The 14,905-nt window shown below is 64.6% G+C and carries 14 protein-coding genes; 3 read left to right on the top strand and 11 right to left on the bottom strand.

What is annotated here, in order from left to right; translation table 11 throughout:
- Nucleotides 1-18: 18 nt before the first annotated feature.
- The 8 genes from ABSG20_RS04265 to ABSG20_RS04300 all read right to left on the bottom strand — a co-directional run bounded on the left by ABSG20_RS04265 (nt 19) and on the right by ABSG20_RS04300 (nt 9,878).
- A complete protein-coding gene (locus ABSG20_RS04265; protein WP_423863238.1) occupies nt 19-786 on the bottom strand; it encodes an ABC transporter ATP-binding protein in 768 nt (255 codons plus the stop codon).
- A complete protein-coding gene (locus ABSG20_RS04270; protein ID WP_423863239.1) occupies nt 770-2,569 on the bottom strand; it encodes a branched-chain amino acid ABC transporter ATP-binding protein/permease in 1,800 nt (599 codons plus the stop codon). Before ABSG20_RS04270 ends, ABSG20_RS04265 begins: the two co-directional genes overlap by 17 nt.
- The gene (locus tag ABSG20_RS04275) at nt 2,569-3,429 is read right to left on the bottom strand and encodes a branched-chain amino acid ABC transporter permease (protein WP_423863240.1); all 861 of its coding nucleotides are present in this window, start codon (nt 3,427-3,429) and stop codon (nt 2,569-2,571) included. Before ABSG20_RS04275 ends, ABSG20_RS04270 begins: the two co-directional genes overlap by 1 nt.
- Before the next feature lie 11 nt (nt 3,430-3,440).
- Nucleotides 3,441-4,634 carry an ABC transporter substrate-binding protein gene (locus ABSG20_RS04280; protein ID WP_423863241.1) on the bottom strand — a complete coding sequence of 398 codons (1,194 nt, stop codon included), beginning with the start codon at nt 4,632-4,634 and terminating at the stop codon, nt 3,441-3,443.
- A 207-nt stretch (nt 4,635-4,841) separates the two neighbouring features.
- Nucleotides 4,842-6,689 (bottom strand): putative bifunctional diguanylate cyclase/phosphodiesterase, encoded by a 1,848-nt coding sequence (locus ABSG20_RS04285; RefSeq protein ID WP_423863242.1) that lies wholly within the window; start codon nt 6,687-6,689, stop codon nt 4,842-4,844.
- Between the two features lie 9 nt (nt 6,690-6,698).
- Nucleotides 6,699-8,126, bottom strand: coding sequence for a sensor histidine kinase (locus tag ABSG20_RS04290; protein WP_423863243.1), 1,428 nt, complete (start codon nt 8,124-8,126; stop codon nt 6,699-6,701).
- A 275-nt stretch (nt 8,127-8,401) separates the two neighbouring features.
- Entirely contained in the window at nt 8,402-9,304 is a 903-nt protein-coding gene (locus ABSG20_RS04295) for a methylated-DNA--[protein]-cysteine S-methyltransferase (protein ID WP_423863244.1), read from the bottom strand.
- Between the two features lie 55 nt (nt 9,305-9,359).
- On the bottom strand, nt 9,360-9,878 hold the full coding sequence (locus ABSG20_RS04300; RefSeq protein WP_423863245.1) for a DUF2244 domain-containing protein: 519 nt from the start codon (nt 9,876-9,878) through the stop codon (nt 9,360-9,362).
- Nucleotides 9,879-9,901: 23 nt separating this feature from the next.
- Here ABSG20_RS04300 and nth point away from each other — a divergent pair, with 23 nt between their 5' ends.
- The 3 genes from nth to ABSG20_RS04315 all read left to right on the top strand — a co-directional run bounded on the left by nth (nt 9,902) and on the right by ABSG20_RS04315 (nt 13,600).
- Complete coding sequence (gene nth / locus ABSG20_RS04305) at nt 9,902-10,711, top strand: endonuclease III (protein ID WP_423863246.1); 810 nt, start codon at nt 9,902-9,904, stop codon at nt 10,709-10,711.
- A 95-nt stretch (nt 10,712-10,806) separates the two neighbouring features.
- On the top strand, nt 10,807-11,982 hold the full coding sequence (locus ABSG20_RS04310) for an HlyD family secretion protein (protein WP_423863247.1): 1,176 nt from the start codon (nt 10,807-10,809) through the stop codon (nt 11,980-11,982).
- Nucleotides 11,966-13,600, top strand: a complete 1,635-nt coding sequence (locus ABSG20_RS04315; RefSeq protein ID WP_423863248.1) for an MFS transporter — start codon at nt 11,966-11,968, stop codon at nt 13,598-13,600. Before ABSG20_RS04310 ends, ABSG20_RS04315 begins: the two co-directional genes overlap by 17 nt.
- 63 nt (nt 13,601-13,663) lie before the next feature.
- Here the strand turns inward: ABSG20_RS04315 and ABSG20_RS04320 are convergent, their stop codons facing one another.
- The 3 genes from ABSG20_RS04320 to ABSG20_RS04330 form a co-directional block, all read right to left on the bottom strand.
- On the bottom strand, nt 13,664-14,410 hold the full coding sequence (locus ABSG20_RS04320; protein ID WP_423863249.1) for a sulfate transporter family protein: 747 nt from the start codon (nt 14,408-14,410) through the stop codon (nt 13,664-13,666).
- 34 nt (nt 14,411-14,444) lie between these two features.
- The gene (locus ABSG20_RS04325) at nt 14,445-14,720 is read right to left on the bottom strand and encodes a type II toxin-antitoxin system Phd/YefM family antitoxin (protein WP_423863250.1); all 276 of its coding nucleotides are present in this window, start codon (nt 14,718-14,720) and stop codon (nt 14,445-14,447) included.
- The coding region (locus ABSG20_RS04330; protein WP_423863251.1) for a type II toxin-antitoxin system RelE family toxin at nt 14,690-14,905 on the bottom strand (216 nt) is incomplete at its 5' end. The genes ABSG20_RS04330 and ABSG20_RS04325, both read right to left, overlap by 31 nt.

The following is a 14,905-nucleotide window of genomic DNA, read 5'->3' on the forward strand; positions in this document are numbered from 1 at the left end:
CTGGATCGGTGATGGCGCTCACGTTGGCGGCGCCAATACGGCCGGTGTCCGCCCGCCTTCCCGATGTCCGAAATAAGCGCGCTCGAGCTGATGCGCCAGATCCGGCGTGCTGGCCGGCGCTTCGAGCACCACCAGGCCTTGCGCCAGGGCATAGACGCGGTCGGCAACCGCAACAGCCTTTTCGATCAATTGCTCGACCAGCAACACCGCCGTGCCGGTATCGCGCAGTCTTGTCACCACGCCGAGCACGCGATCGACCAATACTGGCGACAGTCCGGCCGAGGGCTCGTCGAGCATCAAAAGGCGCGGCCGCCGCACCAAGCCCTGCGCCACCGCCAGCATCTGCTGCTGGCCGCCGCTCAAGCTCGACCCCCGGTCGTGCCGCTTCGCGGCGATCTCGGGAAACCACGACAGCGCCTCCTCGATGCGGGAAGCGCGCTCGCCGCGCGGCAGGTCATAGGCCGCGAGCAGGAGGTTGTCGGCCACGGTTTGCTGGGTGAAGATGCGATGGCCTTCGATGACATGAGCGATACCGGCGCGGGCGGTCTCGCGCGCTCCGGTATTTCCCAGCGCGCGGCCACCAAATTGGACGCTGCCGGCATCGCAGGGCAACAGGCCGGAAACCGCCCGCAACAAGGTTGTCTTGCCGGCCCCGTTAGGTCCGAGCAGAGCCACGATCTCGCCGGACCGCACCGTCAGGTCGACGCCGTGCAGCACCCTGAGCTTGCCATAGCCGGAAGCGAGCCCGTTGACATCGAGCAGGGGCGCATCAGCCGAGATAGGCACTGACGACCTCCTTGTGCGCGCGGATTTCGGCCGGCGTTCCCGCAGCCAACACCCGGCCGAGGTTGAGTACCGTGACCTGGTGGCAGATCTCGAAGATCAGGTCGGCATGATGCTCGACCAGCAGGACACCGACGCCGCGGCGGGCGATCTCCTGAATCAAAAGCCCGAGGCGGCTGATTTCGTCGGCCGCGAGCCCGGCCGCCGGCTCGTCCAGCAGGATGAAGGAAGGCTGCGACATCAGCGCCCGCGCGATCTCGATGAAGCGCAGCTCGCTGTGCTGCAAACGGTCGGCCCTGACATCGGCGAGGCTGCCTAGTCCGACTGCGCGCAACGCCCGCAACGCGTCCTCGCGCAGCATCGTCTCGTCGGCGCGATGCCGCGGCAGCAGCAGCATCGCCTCCGCGAAGCTGGCGCGGCCCCGGATGTTGCCGCCGATCATGACGTTCTGCAGCACTGAAGCTTCGCCGATGATGCGCGGGGTCTGGAAGGTGCGCGCGATGCCGCGTCCGGCCCGGCTTTCCGGCCTGCCGGGATCGAGCGGTCGGCCGTCCAGCGTCACCGCGCCGGTCTCGGGGCGATAATAGCCGGAGATCACGTTCAGGGTCGTGGTCTTGCCGCTGCCGTTGGGGCCGATCAGCCCATGAATTTCGCTCCGAGCGATATCGAGATCGACGCCATCGACCGCGCGCACGCCGCCGAACGAGAGCACGATATGGCGCAGGGCGAGGCCCGTGCCGGCGGCCTTGGCGGCGATGAGGGAATCCAGCAGCGCGGGCTGCGGGACGATGGCTCGGTCGCTGGAAAGCGGTTTGCGGCCGCCGAAGTCGAGCAAGGCCGCGATGCCGCCCGGCGCCACCAGCACGATCAGCAGCAGCAGGACCGCATAGAGGAAGGTCGACCATGCCGCCAGTGGGGCCGCGAATTCCGGCAGCAGCGTCAGGATCACGGTGCCGAACAGAGGTCCGAGAATCGAGCCGCGGCCGCCGATCAGCACGGCGATGAAGAACAGCACCGACAGATCGAACGTGAACGCATCGGGGGTGATGTAGGTCTGCAGGCTGGCGAACAAGCCGCCCGCCACCGCCGCCGCCGCGCCGGCAAACACGAACACGGTCAGCAGCAGGCGCGGCTTTCCGATCCCGCTCGCTTCCGCGGCGACCTCGGCGTCGCGTATCGCGATCAGCGCGCGGCCGAAGCGGCTATGCGCGATGTTGAAAGTCATCAGGGTAACGAGCGCGGCGGCCGAAAGACAGAAGTAGAAGAAGCCGGCGTGGCTATCGAGCGGCACCGGAAACTCCGGACCCGGCAGGCCGATGCCGCCGCCGGTCACGCTCTGCCAGGCCAGCGCGATCTGGGTCACGATGGTCGCAAAACCCAGCGTCGAGATCGCGAAATAGAAGGTGCGCAGCCGCAGCGCCGGCAGTCCAACGATGACCCCGAACACGGCGCCGAACAGCGCCGCGACGCCGAGTGCAAGGAAGGGGTTGAGCGGCGGTGTCACATTGCCGGCCGCGAGCACGCTCGTGGTGTAGGCGCCAAGCGTCAGCAACGCGACGTAGCCGATCGCGAGCTGGCCGGCAAAGCCGATCATCAGGTTCAGCCCGGCGACCAGCACCCAATAGATCGCGGCGCGGGTCGCGATCAGCACCCAGTAGTCGTTGCTGACGAATGGAACCAGGATCGCGAGCCCGAACACCGCGACCAGCGGGGCAATCTGCGACAGTGGGGCGCCGGCCTTATGGTCTGCGCGAAGGTTGACGGCCACGATGCCCGAGCCTTCCATCATACCCTCCGCGCCGCGTGCGAGCCGAACAGGCCTTGCGGGGCCGCGAGCAATACGATGATGAACAGCACGAAGACCGCGACCGAGGAGAAGATGCCCCCGATCCAGAAGTTCGCGGCCTGCTGGAATACGCCGAGCGCGAAACCGCCGACGATGGCGCCGCGATTGTTGCCGAGCCCGCCGAGCGCGACCGGAACGAAGCCGTAGAAATTGAGCAGCGCGCCATTGGCGACGAAGGCGAGCAGCAGCGCGCCGCCGGAAAAGCCCGCCAGCGCCCCGATCATGCCGGCCAGGGCAAAGCTTGCGATTCGCAGATTGCGTTCGGGCAGGCCGAGGGCGCGGGCGGCAAAATTGTCCTCGGCGATGGCGAGGAAGGCGCGACCGACCAGGGTGTGGCGATACAAGAGTTCAAGGCCGGCAATGGCGGCGGCGCAGGACACGATCGGCAGCCAGAATTTTTCGTCCCCGATGCCGCCGGAGCCGATGCCCAGGATGCGCGGGAATGGTTGCGGCTCGGTGCTCCACTCGATCGCGGTCACCTGCTGGATCATCAAGGCGAGCGCCAGCGTCGAGAGCACGTAGAGATGCTGGTCGAGGTTCTTCAGGACCGGCCGCACCGCCACGATCTCGGTGACGATGCCGACGATGGCGCAGCAGACAAGCGTCAGAAAAAATCCCGCGATCATCGGCAGCCCGAGCCGCAGGACAAACAGCGAGCCGAACACCCCGCCGAGCATGCCCAGCTGTCCCGCCGTAAAGCTCATCACGCGCGAGGCCGAGAACATCGTGTTGTAGGTCAGTCCGATCAGCGCGTAGACCGCGCCGACCGCTAGACCCGACGCCAGGATGGAGGCCACCATCTCCGTGCTGCCTACTTGTAGCCCGGCGCCAGCGAGAATGCGCCATCCCTCGCGGAACTGGCTTCCGACATCACCACATCTTCGGTCGGATAGCCATTATGCTGCTCCGGCGTGAAGGTGTAGTCGCCGAACAGCCCCGGATATTTGCGCAAGGAGTTCCAGTAGCCGATGATATCAGCGCTCGACGAGCCGCCTGTCGTCTCGACCGCCTTGGCGACCAGATTGACCGCGTCGACGCCGCCCGCGACCCACCACAACAGCGTGTCCGACAGCGCCACCTGGCCCTTGATGCGATCGACGAATTCGGCCGATCGCGGCGGCAATTTGCCGGATGCGTCGAAACTGCAACTGCGATAGCCGACGGCGTACACCTTGTTCCAGTTCTCCCGCTTCTCGACGAGATTGGCGACGTCGCCCGAGGCCATCGAGGGATGCCCGACAAAGGGCAGGTCCCAATTCATCGCGGCGCGGGTGTTGAACATCCGCGCCTCCATGCCGGTGGAAACGCTCCAGACCACGATCGCCTCGGCGCCGGCGTTTTTGGCGCGCAGCATGTCCGGCGCCATGTCGGGCTGGGTGGCGTCGATATTGGCCTGATAGACCACGTCGGCGCCATCCTTCTTGAAGGCGCTGACGGAGGCGTTGACGGCCGTGGTGCCGTATCCGGTGGTATCGCCGATCACGGCGATCTTTTTGACTTTCAGGACATTGAGACAATAGCCGCGCACCGCGTCATCCCATTGGCCGTTGGAGGGCGCCATGCGGAAGGCGTTCGGATATTTCCGCGGATCGATCAGGGTATCGACCACGCAAGGGTGAATGTTCGGCATCCTGGCGCGCGCCATGATCGGCGTGACCGCGAGCGACTCGCCGGAATTGGTCGGTCCCCAGATCGCGTCGACCTTGAGCGCGGAAATCATCTCCTGCGTGGCGTTGACCGCCTTGGTCGGATCGCCCTGGGTGTCGCGCGTCAGGACTTCGATCATGCGGCCCTTGACGCCGCCGGCCTTGTTGATGCTCTCGGCGGCCCAGACCACGCCGCGGTTGAAGCCGATCGCCGGCGCCGAACTGGCGCCGGTCAACGCCGCCAGCCAGCCCAGCCTGATCGGCACGGCTTGCGCGATCGCAGGCATCGGGAATGAGAGCGCGGCGGCGGCTGCCGTGGCCGCGCCGCCCTGCGCGAATTCACGGCGGGTGATCGGCATGGTTTCCTCCGGGATTTTGTTCGGCCAGTTGTCGTTGCCATCGGCCGTTACCGGTCATGCTGGGGCCAAATGGGTCAGGCTGTCAAATCGGGTGCGGCCAAAGCTCGCCCAGGCCGGAAGCGCCCAATGACCCCATGATAAACTCCGCGAACAAGCGCCTCCCCACCACCGCGCAGCTGCGCTACGCTCCGGGGGAGCGCAAACCCATCATGAAAGGTTCTTCATCTCAAAAGCGAGGCGCTTGCGGGTGATCTCGGCGAGCAGCGCCGGGACCTGATCGGCCGGTACCGGCCTGCTGTATAGATACCCCTGCACCTCGGTGCAGCCTTCCAGAGCGAGCCGCTCCAGCTGCGCCTCGGTCTCGACGCCTTCCGCGATCGTTCTGATGCCGAAACTCTTGCCGAGACCGACGACCGCGCGGACGATGGCAAGGCATCCGTCATCCTCCATCAGGTCCTGCACGAACGAACGGTCGATCTTGATCTTGTCGAAGCGGAAGTTGCGGAGATAGCCGATGCTGGAATAGCCGGTGCCGAAATCATCCATCGATATTCGCACGCCGAGCCCCCGCAGCTGATTGAGAATTTCGATGTTGCTGTCGGACTTCTCCAGCAGGATCGACTCCGTCACTTCCAGTTCGAGACGGGACGCCGGCAGGCCGGATGACGCCAGCGCGCTGACGACGGCCGAAGCCAGACTGCCCTTTTTGAATTGCACGGGCGAGAGATTGACGGCAACGCCGATATCGTCGGGCCAGTTCATCGCCTCGCTGCAGGCCTGCCGCAGCGCCCATTCCCCGAGCGGGACGATCAGGCCGATCTCCTCGGCGAACGGAACGAACTCGAGCGGCGACACCAGGCCGCGCTCGGGATGCTGCCATCGCATCAATGCCTCGAAGCCGGTCACCTTCCGGGTCTGCAGGTTGACGAGCGGCTGGTAATGCAGACGGAAGCAGTTCTGCACCAGCCCCTGGCGCATGTCGCGCTCGAGCAGGCGCCGGGCCTGGACCTGACAATCCATTTCGGGATCGAAGATCCGGTAGGTGCCGCGGCCGCCGGACTTGGCGCCATACATGGCGAGATCGGCGCGCTTGAGGAAATGCCCGGCGTCGATTTCGCCGGGCTCGCCGATCGCAATTCCGACGCTGGCGCCGACCGTGACGTCATGGCCATCGATGCTGCGCGTGGCGGCCGTGAGCTCGATGATTTTTTCCGCGAGCGCGACCGACGAAGCGGGCTGCGGCATCGACGTCTGCAGGATGGCGAATTCGTCGCCGCCGAGCCGCGCGATGCGATCGGTCGCTTGCAGGATGTCGCGCAGCCGGCCCGCGATCGACTTCAGGAGCAGATCGCCGACGGAGTGGCCCAGCGCTTCGTTCACGCCCTTGAAGCCGTCGAGGTCGAGAAGCAGAACCGCTATCGGATGCGCGGTAGCCGGGACCTCGCCAAGTATCGTCTCCAGATGGCTCTTGAAAAGGAGGCGGTTGCCGAGACCGGTGAGGGGATCATGATAGGCAAGATAGTGGGACTGCGCCTGCGATTCCTCGCGGAGGGCAATTTCCATATTCAGCTTCCGGTTGGCTTCAATCAGAAGCCTTTCCGCCTTTTTCCGGCTGAGCTGCGTATTCACGCGCGCCAGCGCGACGGCAAAGTCGACCGGCTTCGTAACATAGTCGTTGGCGCCGGCTTCGAGCGCATGGACGACATCGGTGTTCTCGGCTTTCGCCGTGACCATGATCACGGGCAGTTCGGATGGCGATCGTTGTGAGCGGATTCGTCTGAGGGTCTCGATCCCGTCGATGCCCGGCATGACGATGTCAAGAAGGACGAGGTCGAAGGCGCCGGTCTCGATCAATTCGAGCGCTTCGAGGCCATTTTCGGCCTCGACGATCTGAAAGCCGCGGCTTTGGAACCGTCGTGTCAGAACCGCGCGGTTGTCGCTGACATCATCGACGATGAGCAGGCGCGGCGCTGGATCCAGGTTGCCGCGAGCCCCGTCGCCGGCTTCGGGCTTCCGGGAACTCATGGTGCTGGAAAATGCATACGACTTTGACATGAATATCTTTCAGAAGACTGGAGCGGCGGCAGGCTGCGGCGCGATGGCTGGTTGCTTATCTTCGATAGCGCTCCGTTCGCTGGCCAGCGCGGGGATCGCGATGGTGAAGCACGATCCCTCACTTGGCTCCGACGTTACGGAAATGGTGCCGCCCATCAGGGTGCACAGCTCCTGGCTGATCGCCAGTCCCAACCCTGTTCCGCCGAATTTGCCCGAGGTTGCCGCGGTGGCCTGCCCAAAGTTCTGAAACAACCGGGACATTTCGGACACCGCGATGCCGATGCCGGTATCCTGAACCTCGATCTCGATAAAGTCGCCCGCGCCCGCTTCACGCTTGCGACGCCGGACGGCAAGCTTGATGGTACCGCCGTGAGTGAACTTTGCCGCATTGCTCAACAGATTGAGCGCCACCTGTTGGAGCTTGGTCCGATCGGTGCGAGCCATTCCGATATCATCGGGGCATTCTATCACCAGCCTGTTCGCCCGTTCGGAAATCAGCGGCTGAACACTGGCGACCACTTCCCGAATCATCTTGTTCAAATCGAACGGCTCGATCTTCAACTCGACGACATCGGCCTCGATCTTCGAGCGATCGAGCAAGTCAGTCACCAGCGACAACAGGTGCCGGCCGGCGGCGTTGATCCGCTCCAGCTCGAACTTCTTGCGCGCGTTACCGGCGCCCGGGTCGACGTCCTTGAGCAGAATCTCGCTGAAGCCGATCACCGCGTTAAGGGGGGTGCGAAGCTCATGGCTCATCTTGGCGAGAAAGATCGACTTGGCGCGGTTGGCCACTTCGGCCATGTCCTTCGCCCGGCGCAAATGGATCGCGGTCTCGCGATGCCGTACCGCCTCGCGTTCAAGTTGGGAGCGCATCGCGATCATGTTGGCGTAATAGATCGCCTTCCACGACATATAGATCGTGGCCGCGAGGATCGATATCCAAGCCAGGATCGACAATTGCTCCGGCGGCACCAGTTCCGGGAAACCCCACCACAGGTAGGCGATGCAGAAGCCCAGGATGTTCGCGCTGAACAGCCCGAGCACCAGCAACGGCCGTTCCGACAGATAGAAAAACCCGAGCAAAAGGCTGACGATCAGCCAGGGCATGAAGGGCGAACTGACCCCGCCATAATGAAACGCGCCGAACAAGGACGCGAAGGCCAGTAGTTCCACGGACAGAAGCGCGGACAGTTGCAGGTTGGCGGTCCACTTGTAGACGAAGGGCAATATCCAGAACAGCCACACGCAGGCGATGACGGTCCAGCATGCGAAGCCTGGATGCGGGTCGCTGCGATAAAGGAACACGCTGATCGATTGCGACAGGATCGGGCCGAACAGGAGGCTGCAGACAAAATTCCGCGCGAGGCCGAGCTGCGACCGTTCCGCCCTTGATGCGTTCGGAATAAACCAGTCGATGATCGCGATAAGTCTGTTCACGGCGCGGCGCGCTCCAAGAACCTTTTGGAGCCGGACGCTAGGCAACTGCTTTTAAGATTCCGTTTCAGACGGGCGGTTCCATGCGGAGCCGCTTATGCGGACTGAAATCAATTTCGGGTTGGTGAAAGCCGATGGTTCAGTTGCACAGTCGCGCCGACGGATGATCCGGTCACCATGAAAAGCAACTGGCCAAGCTGCTCGCCGACCTCGACCGGCTGGTGAACTACTTCATTCCTCCTCAATCGCTGCTGAAAGCAGGGTTCAGGGCTAGGCCATCACGATTGCAGCCCCATTCGCCCGGCTTCCCAGCCGATCATCGCCTGCTTGCGGGTGAGGCCCCAGTGATAGCCGGTCAGCGCGCCGCTCTTGCCGAGCGCGCGATGGCAGGGCACCACGAACGAGATCGGGTTCTTGCCGACCGCCGCGCCGACCGCGCGTGAGGCCTTGGGGCTTTCGATTTTGGCGGCGATATCGGAATAGCAGACCGCGCGGCCCATCGGGATTTTGAGCAGCGTCTCCCACACCCGAACCTCGAAATCGGTGCCGATCAGCACCACGCGCAGCGGCTGATCGGCGCGCCACAGTCTGGTGTCGAAGATGCGCTGCGCCAGCGCCGCCGTGCCGGGATGATCCTCGACGTAACCGGCCTGTGGCCAGCGCCGCTGCATATCGGCGAGCGCCGCCTGTTCCTCGCCGGGGTCGGCGAAGGCAAGACCCGCAAGGCCGCGGCCGCTGGCGATCACGATGGCCGAGCCGAATGGCGAGGAATGAAAGCCGTGGCGCAGCGTCATGCCGGCGCCGCCGTTCTTCCATTCGCCCGGCGACATCGCCTCATGGGTGACGAACAAATCGTGCAACCGCCCGGGACCGGAAAGCCCGGAGTCGAGGGCGGCGTCGAGCACGCTGGCGGAATCGCGCAGCAGGCCCTTGGCGTGATCGAGCGTCAGCGCCTGCATGAAGGCTTTTGGGGTCAGCCCGGCCCAGCGGCGAAACAGATGGTGCAGTTCGTCCGGCGTGACGCCGGCCGCATCCGCCATCGCTTCGATGGTCGGCTGCGCGCGCCAGTGTTCCGAGATGAAGGCGATGGCGCGCCGCACCGAATCATAGTCGCGCAGCGCGGCGTTCTGGTGGGGCCCGGGCTTGGCCAGGCGATGGTCATTAATGGCAAGGTTCATCATGCGCCATGATGTACGCCGGGCCCGAGGTTCAAACCACCCGATTCCCGACCGTCTTTCATGACAGCGGATTATAGCTCGGGCCGCGCCGCGCGGCCTGCAGCGCCGCCGTCAAAGCCTTGGCGAAACTTGCCTTTTCGTCGGGCCCCAGAAAACTCCCGACCGCGATGTGGCGGCCCTTGGAGACCAGATAAAGCTTCTCGACGCCGTATTCCTCATGGGTCACCTGATCGAGCCGCACCCATAGCGGATTGAGCACGAATTCCACGACATCACCGCGGTGGCTGACCCGGCGCACCCGCAGCTCCGACGGCGTCACCGAAATTTCCTCCGATGCCCTGGCGGCGCGGAAATTGACCCGGAAGGCCCAGTAGACCGCCAGCACATCGAGGCCGAAAAAGCCGAACACCGGCCATGCGCCCATCAGCAGAAAACCAACGCCGGCGGCGAAGCTGACGAAACTGAGAAAGGCCATCACCACCAGAAAACCGGTGCGGTTCAGCGAGCGGTGCGGCGTCAGCAACGCTGAAAATAATTCCGGCGGGGTTTGCGGATCAAAGGCGTTGCCTGCGGTCATGACCTATCAGTATACCCTCAATCATGGCGAAAATCATCCGCAGACCTCAGCCCAAAAAAAACAAGGCAGGTGCCGCGCCTCAACGCGCAGGCAAGTCCCGGGGTCCCGCCGCAGCGCCGCCGCGGCAAAATAAACCAACGAAAAGACCCGCGGCGAGCCCGCCGCGCGCGGCTAAAAAATCCGCTGCTACCTTCAGGCCCTGGACCCCGGCTGAAATCCAGGAGGCGTTCAGCCGGTTCCGCAAGGCCAATCCCGAACCGAAGGGCGAACTGGAGCATCTCAACCCCTACACGCTCCTGGTCGCGGTCGTGCTGTCGGCGCAGGCCACCGACGCCGGCGTCAACAAGGCGACGCGCGTGCTGTTTGAAGTTGCCGATACGCCGCAGAAAATGCTCGCGCTCGGCGAGGAGCGGTTGCGCGATCATATCAAGACCATCGGGCTCTACCGCACCAAGGCCAAGAACGTCATCGCGCTGTCGGAAAGACTGATCGCCGATTTCGGCAGCGAGGTGCCGCGCACCCGCGCCGAGCTTGAGTCGCTGCCCGGCGCCGGCCGCAAGACCGCCAATGTCGTACTCAACATGGCCTTTGGCGAACCCACTTTGGCGGTCGACACCCACGTCTTTCGCGTCGGCAATCGCACCGGGCTGGCGCCCGGCGCTACCCCGCTCGACGTCGAGCTGGGTCTCGAGCGCGTGATCCCTGCCGAATTCATGCGGCACGCCCATCACTGGCTGATCCTGCACGGACGCTACACCTGCGTCGCCCGCAAGCCGCGTTGCGAGGTATGCCTGATCAACGATCTCTGCCGCTGGCCGGAGAAGACGGTCTGAGGCATAATCGCGCCTGACATCCGGTGTATCTCCCGGTGCGCGGTACCATCCCTGGTTCCTTGCCCCGGGCTAGCATGCTTCAGAGCGGGGGTCCCTTGAGTCAGCAGGATCAGATCAGCCCGGCCGCCACGATAAGGACTGCGACGACACCCTCCTCAGCGGCGCTTGCCGCGGCCGCCAACGCGCCAAAGCCGCTGCCGGCGGAGCCGGGTTCCGCACGCCGTCTCGCGATTCCGCTGCTCGCCGTGGTGATCGCATTCGTGTTGATCGCGCTGGCCACGCTGCGCTGGGATGCCTGGGTCGGCAGCGCCGTGATCCAGAGCACCGACGATGCCTATGTCAAGGCCGATACGACCCGGCTGAGCAGCCGCGTCGCCGGTGAGATTCTCACCGTCGCCGTCAACGATTTCCAGCGGGTCAAGGCCGGCGATCTCCTGGTTCAAATCGATCCCGCCGACTACGCGGCGCAGGTCGCCCAGGCCGAGGCCGGCGTCGCCGGAGCGCAGGCGGCGCTCGACAATCTCGGCAACCAGGTCGAACTGCAATACGCGACCATCGCGCAGGGCGAGGCCCAACTGGTGGCCGCGCAGGCTCAGGAGGTCGAGACCCGCCAGGAACAGGACCGGCAACAGTCGCTGGAACACACCGACGCCGGAACCAGGCAAAAGCTTGAACAGGCGGTGGCAGCCTATGCCCGTGCCCAGGCCGATGTCCGGGCGAGCCGGGCCGTGATCGCCGAACAGCGCCACCAGTTGGAGGTGCTCGCAGGGAACAAGAAGCAGCGCGCGGCGGATGTGTTGGGTGCCAAGGCCGCGCTGTCGGCGGCAAGGCTCAAGCTTGGCTACACCAGGATCGTGGCGCCGTTCGACGGCGTCGTCGGCGAGCGGGAGGTGCAGCCCAACGACTATGTCGATGTCGGCAGCAACCTCATCAACGTCGTGCCGCTGCCGGACGTCTATGTCATCGCCAACTACAAGGAAACCCAGCTGACCCGGGTCAGGCCAGGCCAGCCGGTCGAGGTCACCGTCGACAGTTTTCCGGGCGAGCGGCTGCATGGCCGCGTCGAGCGCATCGCGCCCGCCAGCGGGTCGCAGTTCGCGCTGCTGCCGCCCGACAACGCCACCGGCAATTTCACCAAGGTGGTTCAGCGCATTCCGGTCCGGATCGCACTCGATAAGGGCCAGCCATTGCTGGATCGTCTGCTGCCGGGGATGTCGGTTGTCACCCGCATCGATACCGGCGGAGCGGGGACGGATGGCGGAAAGAAGTAGCGCCGATCCGGGGCCGATCTCGCGTGGCGGCATTGCCCCGCAACCGATGTTTGCGGTCGGCGCCGTGCTGCTCGGCTGCTTTCTTGCGAACTTCGACAGCCGGCTGACCTCGGTCGGGTTGCCGGATCTGCGCGGCGCCTTTTCGCTCGGCTTCGACGAGGGCGCCTGGCTCTCGACGGCGTCAATCGGCTCGCAGATCTTCATTGCACCCTCGGTGGCCTGGCTCGCGACCGCCTTCGGCCTGCGCCGCGTGCTCGGCATTCCCTGCCTGCTCTACGCCCTGATCTCGCTGGTAACCCCGTTCGTGCGCGACTACAGCACGCTGATTGCACTGAGCATCGCGCATGGCCTGCTGCTTGGCACGTTCGTTCCCGCCACCCTGATGATCATCATCCGCAACCTGCCGATGCGATGGTGGCTGCCGGCGATCTCGCTCTATGCTATCAGGGTCGGGTTTGCGCTGGATGCCGGTACGTCGCTGGTCGGCTTCTATGTCGAGCATCTGGGATGGCAGTGGCTGTACTGGCAGGACGTGCTGGTCGCGCCGCTGATGGGACTGATGGTCTATCTCGGCACGCCGCACGAGGCGGTCAATCCGGAGGTCGTCAGGGACGCCGACTGGGGCGGCATGCTGCTGCTCGGCGCCGGCGTCTCGATGATCTATGCCGGCCTCGATCAGGGCAATCGCCTGGATTGGCTGGGGTCCGGCACGGTCGCGGCGCTATTGATCGCGGGCGCCCTGTTATGCCTGGGCTTTCTGATCAACGAGATGATGGTTCGCCGGCCCTGGGCCCATGTCAGCGTGCTGTTTTCGCGCAATGTCGGGCTCGCTGTGCTTGTCATTCTGTTCTACACGCTCGCCAACCAGTCGAATGCGTCGCTGGTGCCGAATTTTCTCGCCACTGTCGGCCTGCTGCGGCCGGAGGAAAGCGGCGTGCTGCTGGTGCAATATGGCGTGCTGCCGATGTTGGTCCTGGTGCCGGTGTCGATCTTCCTGCTCCGGCATTTCGATCCCCGTCTCGCGCTGATAACAGGCCTCTCGGCGTTTGCCACGGCGAACCTCTTGGGAACCCAACTGACCCATGATTGGGCCCCCGGCGATTTCATCACCATCGTGATGCTGCTATCGGTCGGGCAGGCTTTTTCGCTGCTGCCCCTCATTATCATCCTTTTGTCCAACTCCGATCCGGCCCGGGCGACCGCGTCCGCGGCCTACATCCAGGTCACGCGGCTCGGCGGCGCCGAGATCGGCACAGCGTTGATGGGCACCTGGCTGCGGGTCCGTGAGCAAATCCATTCCAATTTTCTCGGGCAGCATCTGGAGAACGGCAGCGCCGATGTCGGCCGGATTCTCGGGCAGTTCGCGCACGGCTTCGCCGGCCGCGGCGCGGCCACAGCGTCGGCCCGGGCCTTGGGGGAGCTCTCGGCGCTGGTACAGCGCGAGGCCAACGTGCTGGCCTATATCGACGGTTTCTGGCTGATCTTCTGGATCGCGATCCTCGCGCTCGGTTTGGTCACGCTGATGACCCGCGCGCCGCCCGGCCCCTTTACGCCCGCGCCGTTTGGCATGGCGCAGGCGCTGATGCGGCGGTTCGGCTGGTCGCGCTCGCGATGGTGACAACTGGCAGCGAGCGCTTACCTCGCCCCGCGAAGAGCGGGGCGAGGGAGACGATAGACCGCCTCACAGCGCCGGCACGCTGCGCTCGCGCTCGATCAGCTCCGGCCGCGGGCCGGAGAGCCGCTTGTGCAGGTGGACCATGAAGGCCATGCCGAACAGAGGCGTCGCCAGGTTGACGATCGGGATCGAGACAAAGGCCGCGATCACCAGCCCCGCGCTGAACACGATGGCGGCATTGTCCCGGCGCATCGCCTTGGCTTCCTTAGGCGGCCGGAAGCGCATCGCCGCAAGTTCGAAATATTCGCGCCCCAACAGCCAGGCGGTGGCGATGAAGAAGGCGATGAGGCCGGCGCCGGCCACGAACACGAACGGCAGCGCGATCAGATAGACCAGAATGGTCAGCAGCGCGGTCTTGACGCCTTCGCTGACGGCGAGCCCGAACGGCAGCGCCACGCCCGGCCGCTCCGCCGGATAATGTTCGCGCTCGACATGGTCGGCGACCTCGTCGACGAACACGCTCGCCACCAGCGAGGTGATCGCGGGCATCAGGAATATCGCGCCGAACACCACGCCGAAACCGGCCGCGATCGAAACGATCCATGACAGCACATTGAGCGGGGTGTGAGAGCTGGGGCCCAGCATCGCCTCGGCCCAGCCTTCGCCCGAGGTCGCAAGAAAGCTCAAAAGCCGCTGCAGCCCGATCGCCAGCACCGTGATCAAAACCAGCGCCAGAGCGATCGATCGCCACAGGATGGAGCGCATCGGCGGCGACAGGATCTGCGAAAGCGCCTTGATGGCGGCATCGAGCATTTTGTCTCATCTCCTGTCAGGAAAGCGCGAGTCGTCAGTCCGTTTCGACGTCTTCCAGCTTGAGCCCACGGCCAGCGCGCAGACTGTCGCGCGCCTGTTCGATGCGGCGCAAGAATCGGGGATCGTTTTCGAGCCGATACTCGAACCAGTCTTCCTCCGATTCGAAACCGATCAGCACTCCGGCCGGCTTGCCGTGACGCGTGATGACGATCTGCTGCGTCTCGGCCTCGCGAAGATACCGCGACAGATCGTCCTTGATTTCGGAGAGCGGAACTTCCTTCACTCCGGATTTGCGAATTGTGCGAGCCATGAGTCAGCCTCCAGTTTGGTCACGATCGCCAAGACCTGGACGGTCGTGTCTGCCACATCGTAGAATATTCGTATCGCGCCAACGCGAAGGCGGTATTGCGGCTGGCGCAGTCCGCGCAATCGCTTGATTCGGCTTCGGCTCACTTTTTTCGGCTGATGCCGCAAGTGGGTTTCAAGCGCCGTGCG

The sequence above is a fragment of the Bradyrhizobium sp. genome, assembly GCF_049512235.1.
In the GTDB taxonomy this organism is placed as follows: Bacteria; Pseudomonadota; Alphaproteobacteria; order Rhizobiales; family Xanthobacteraceae; genus Bradyrhizobium.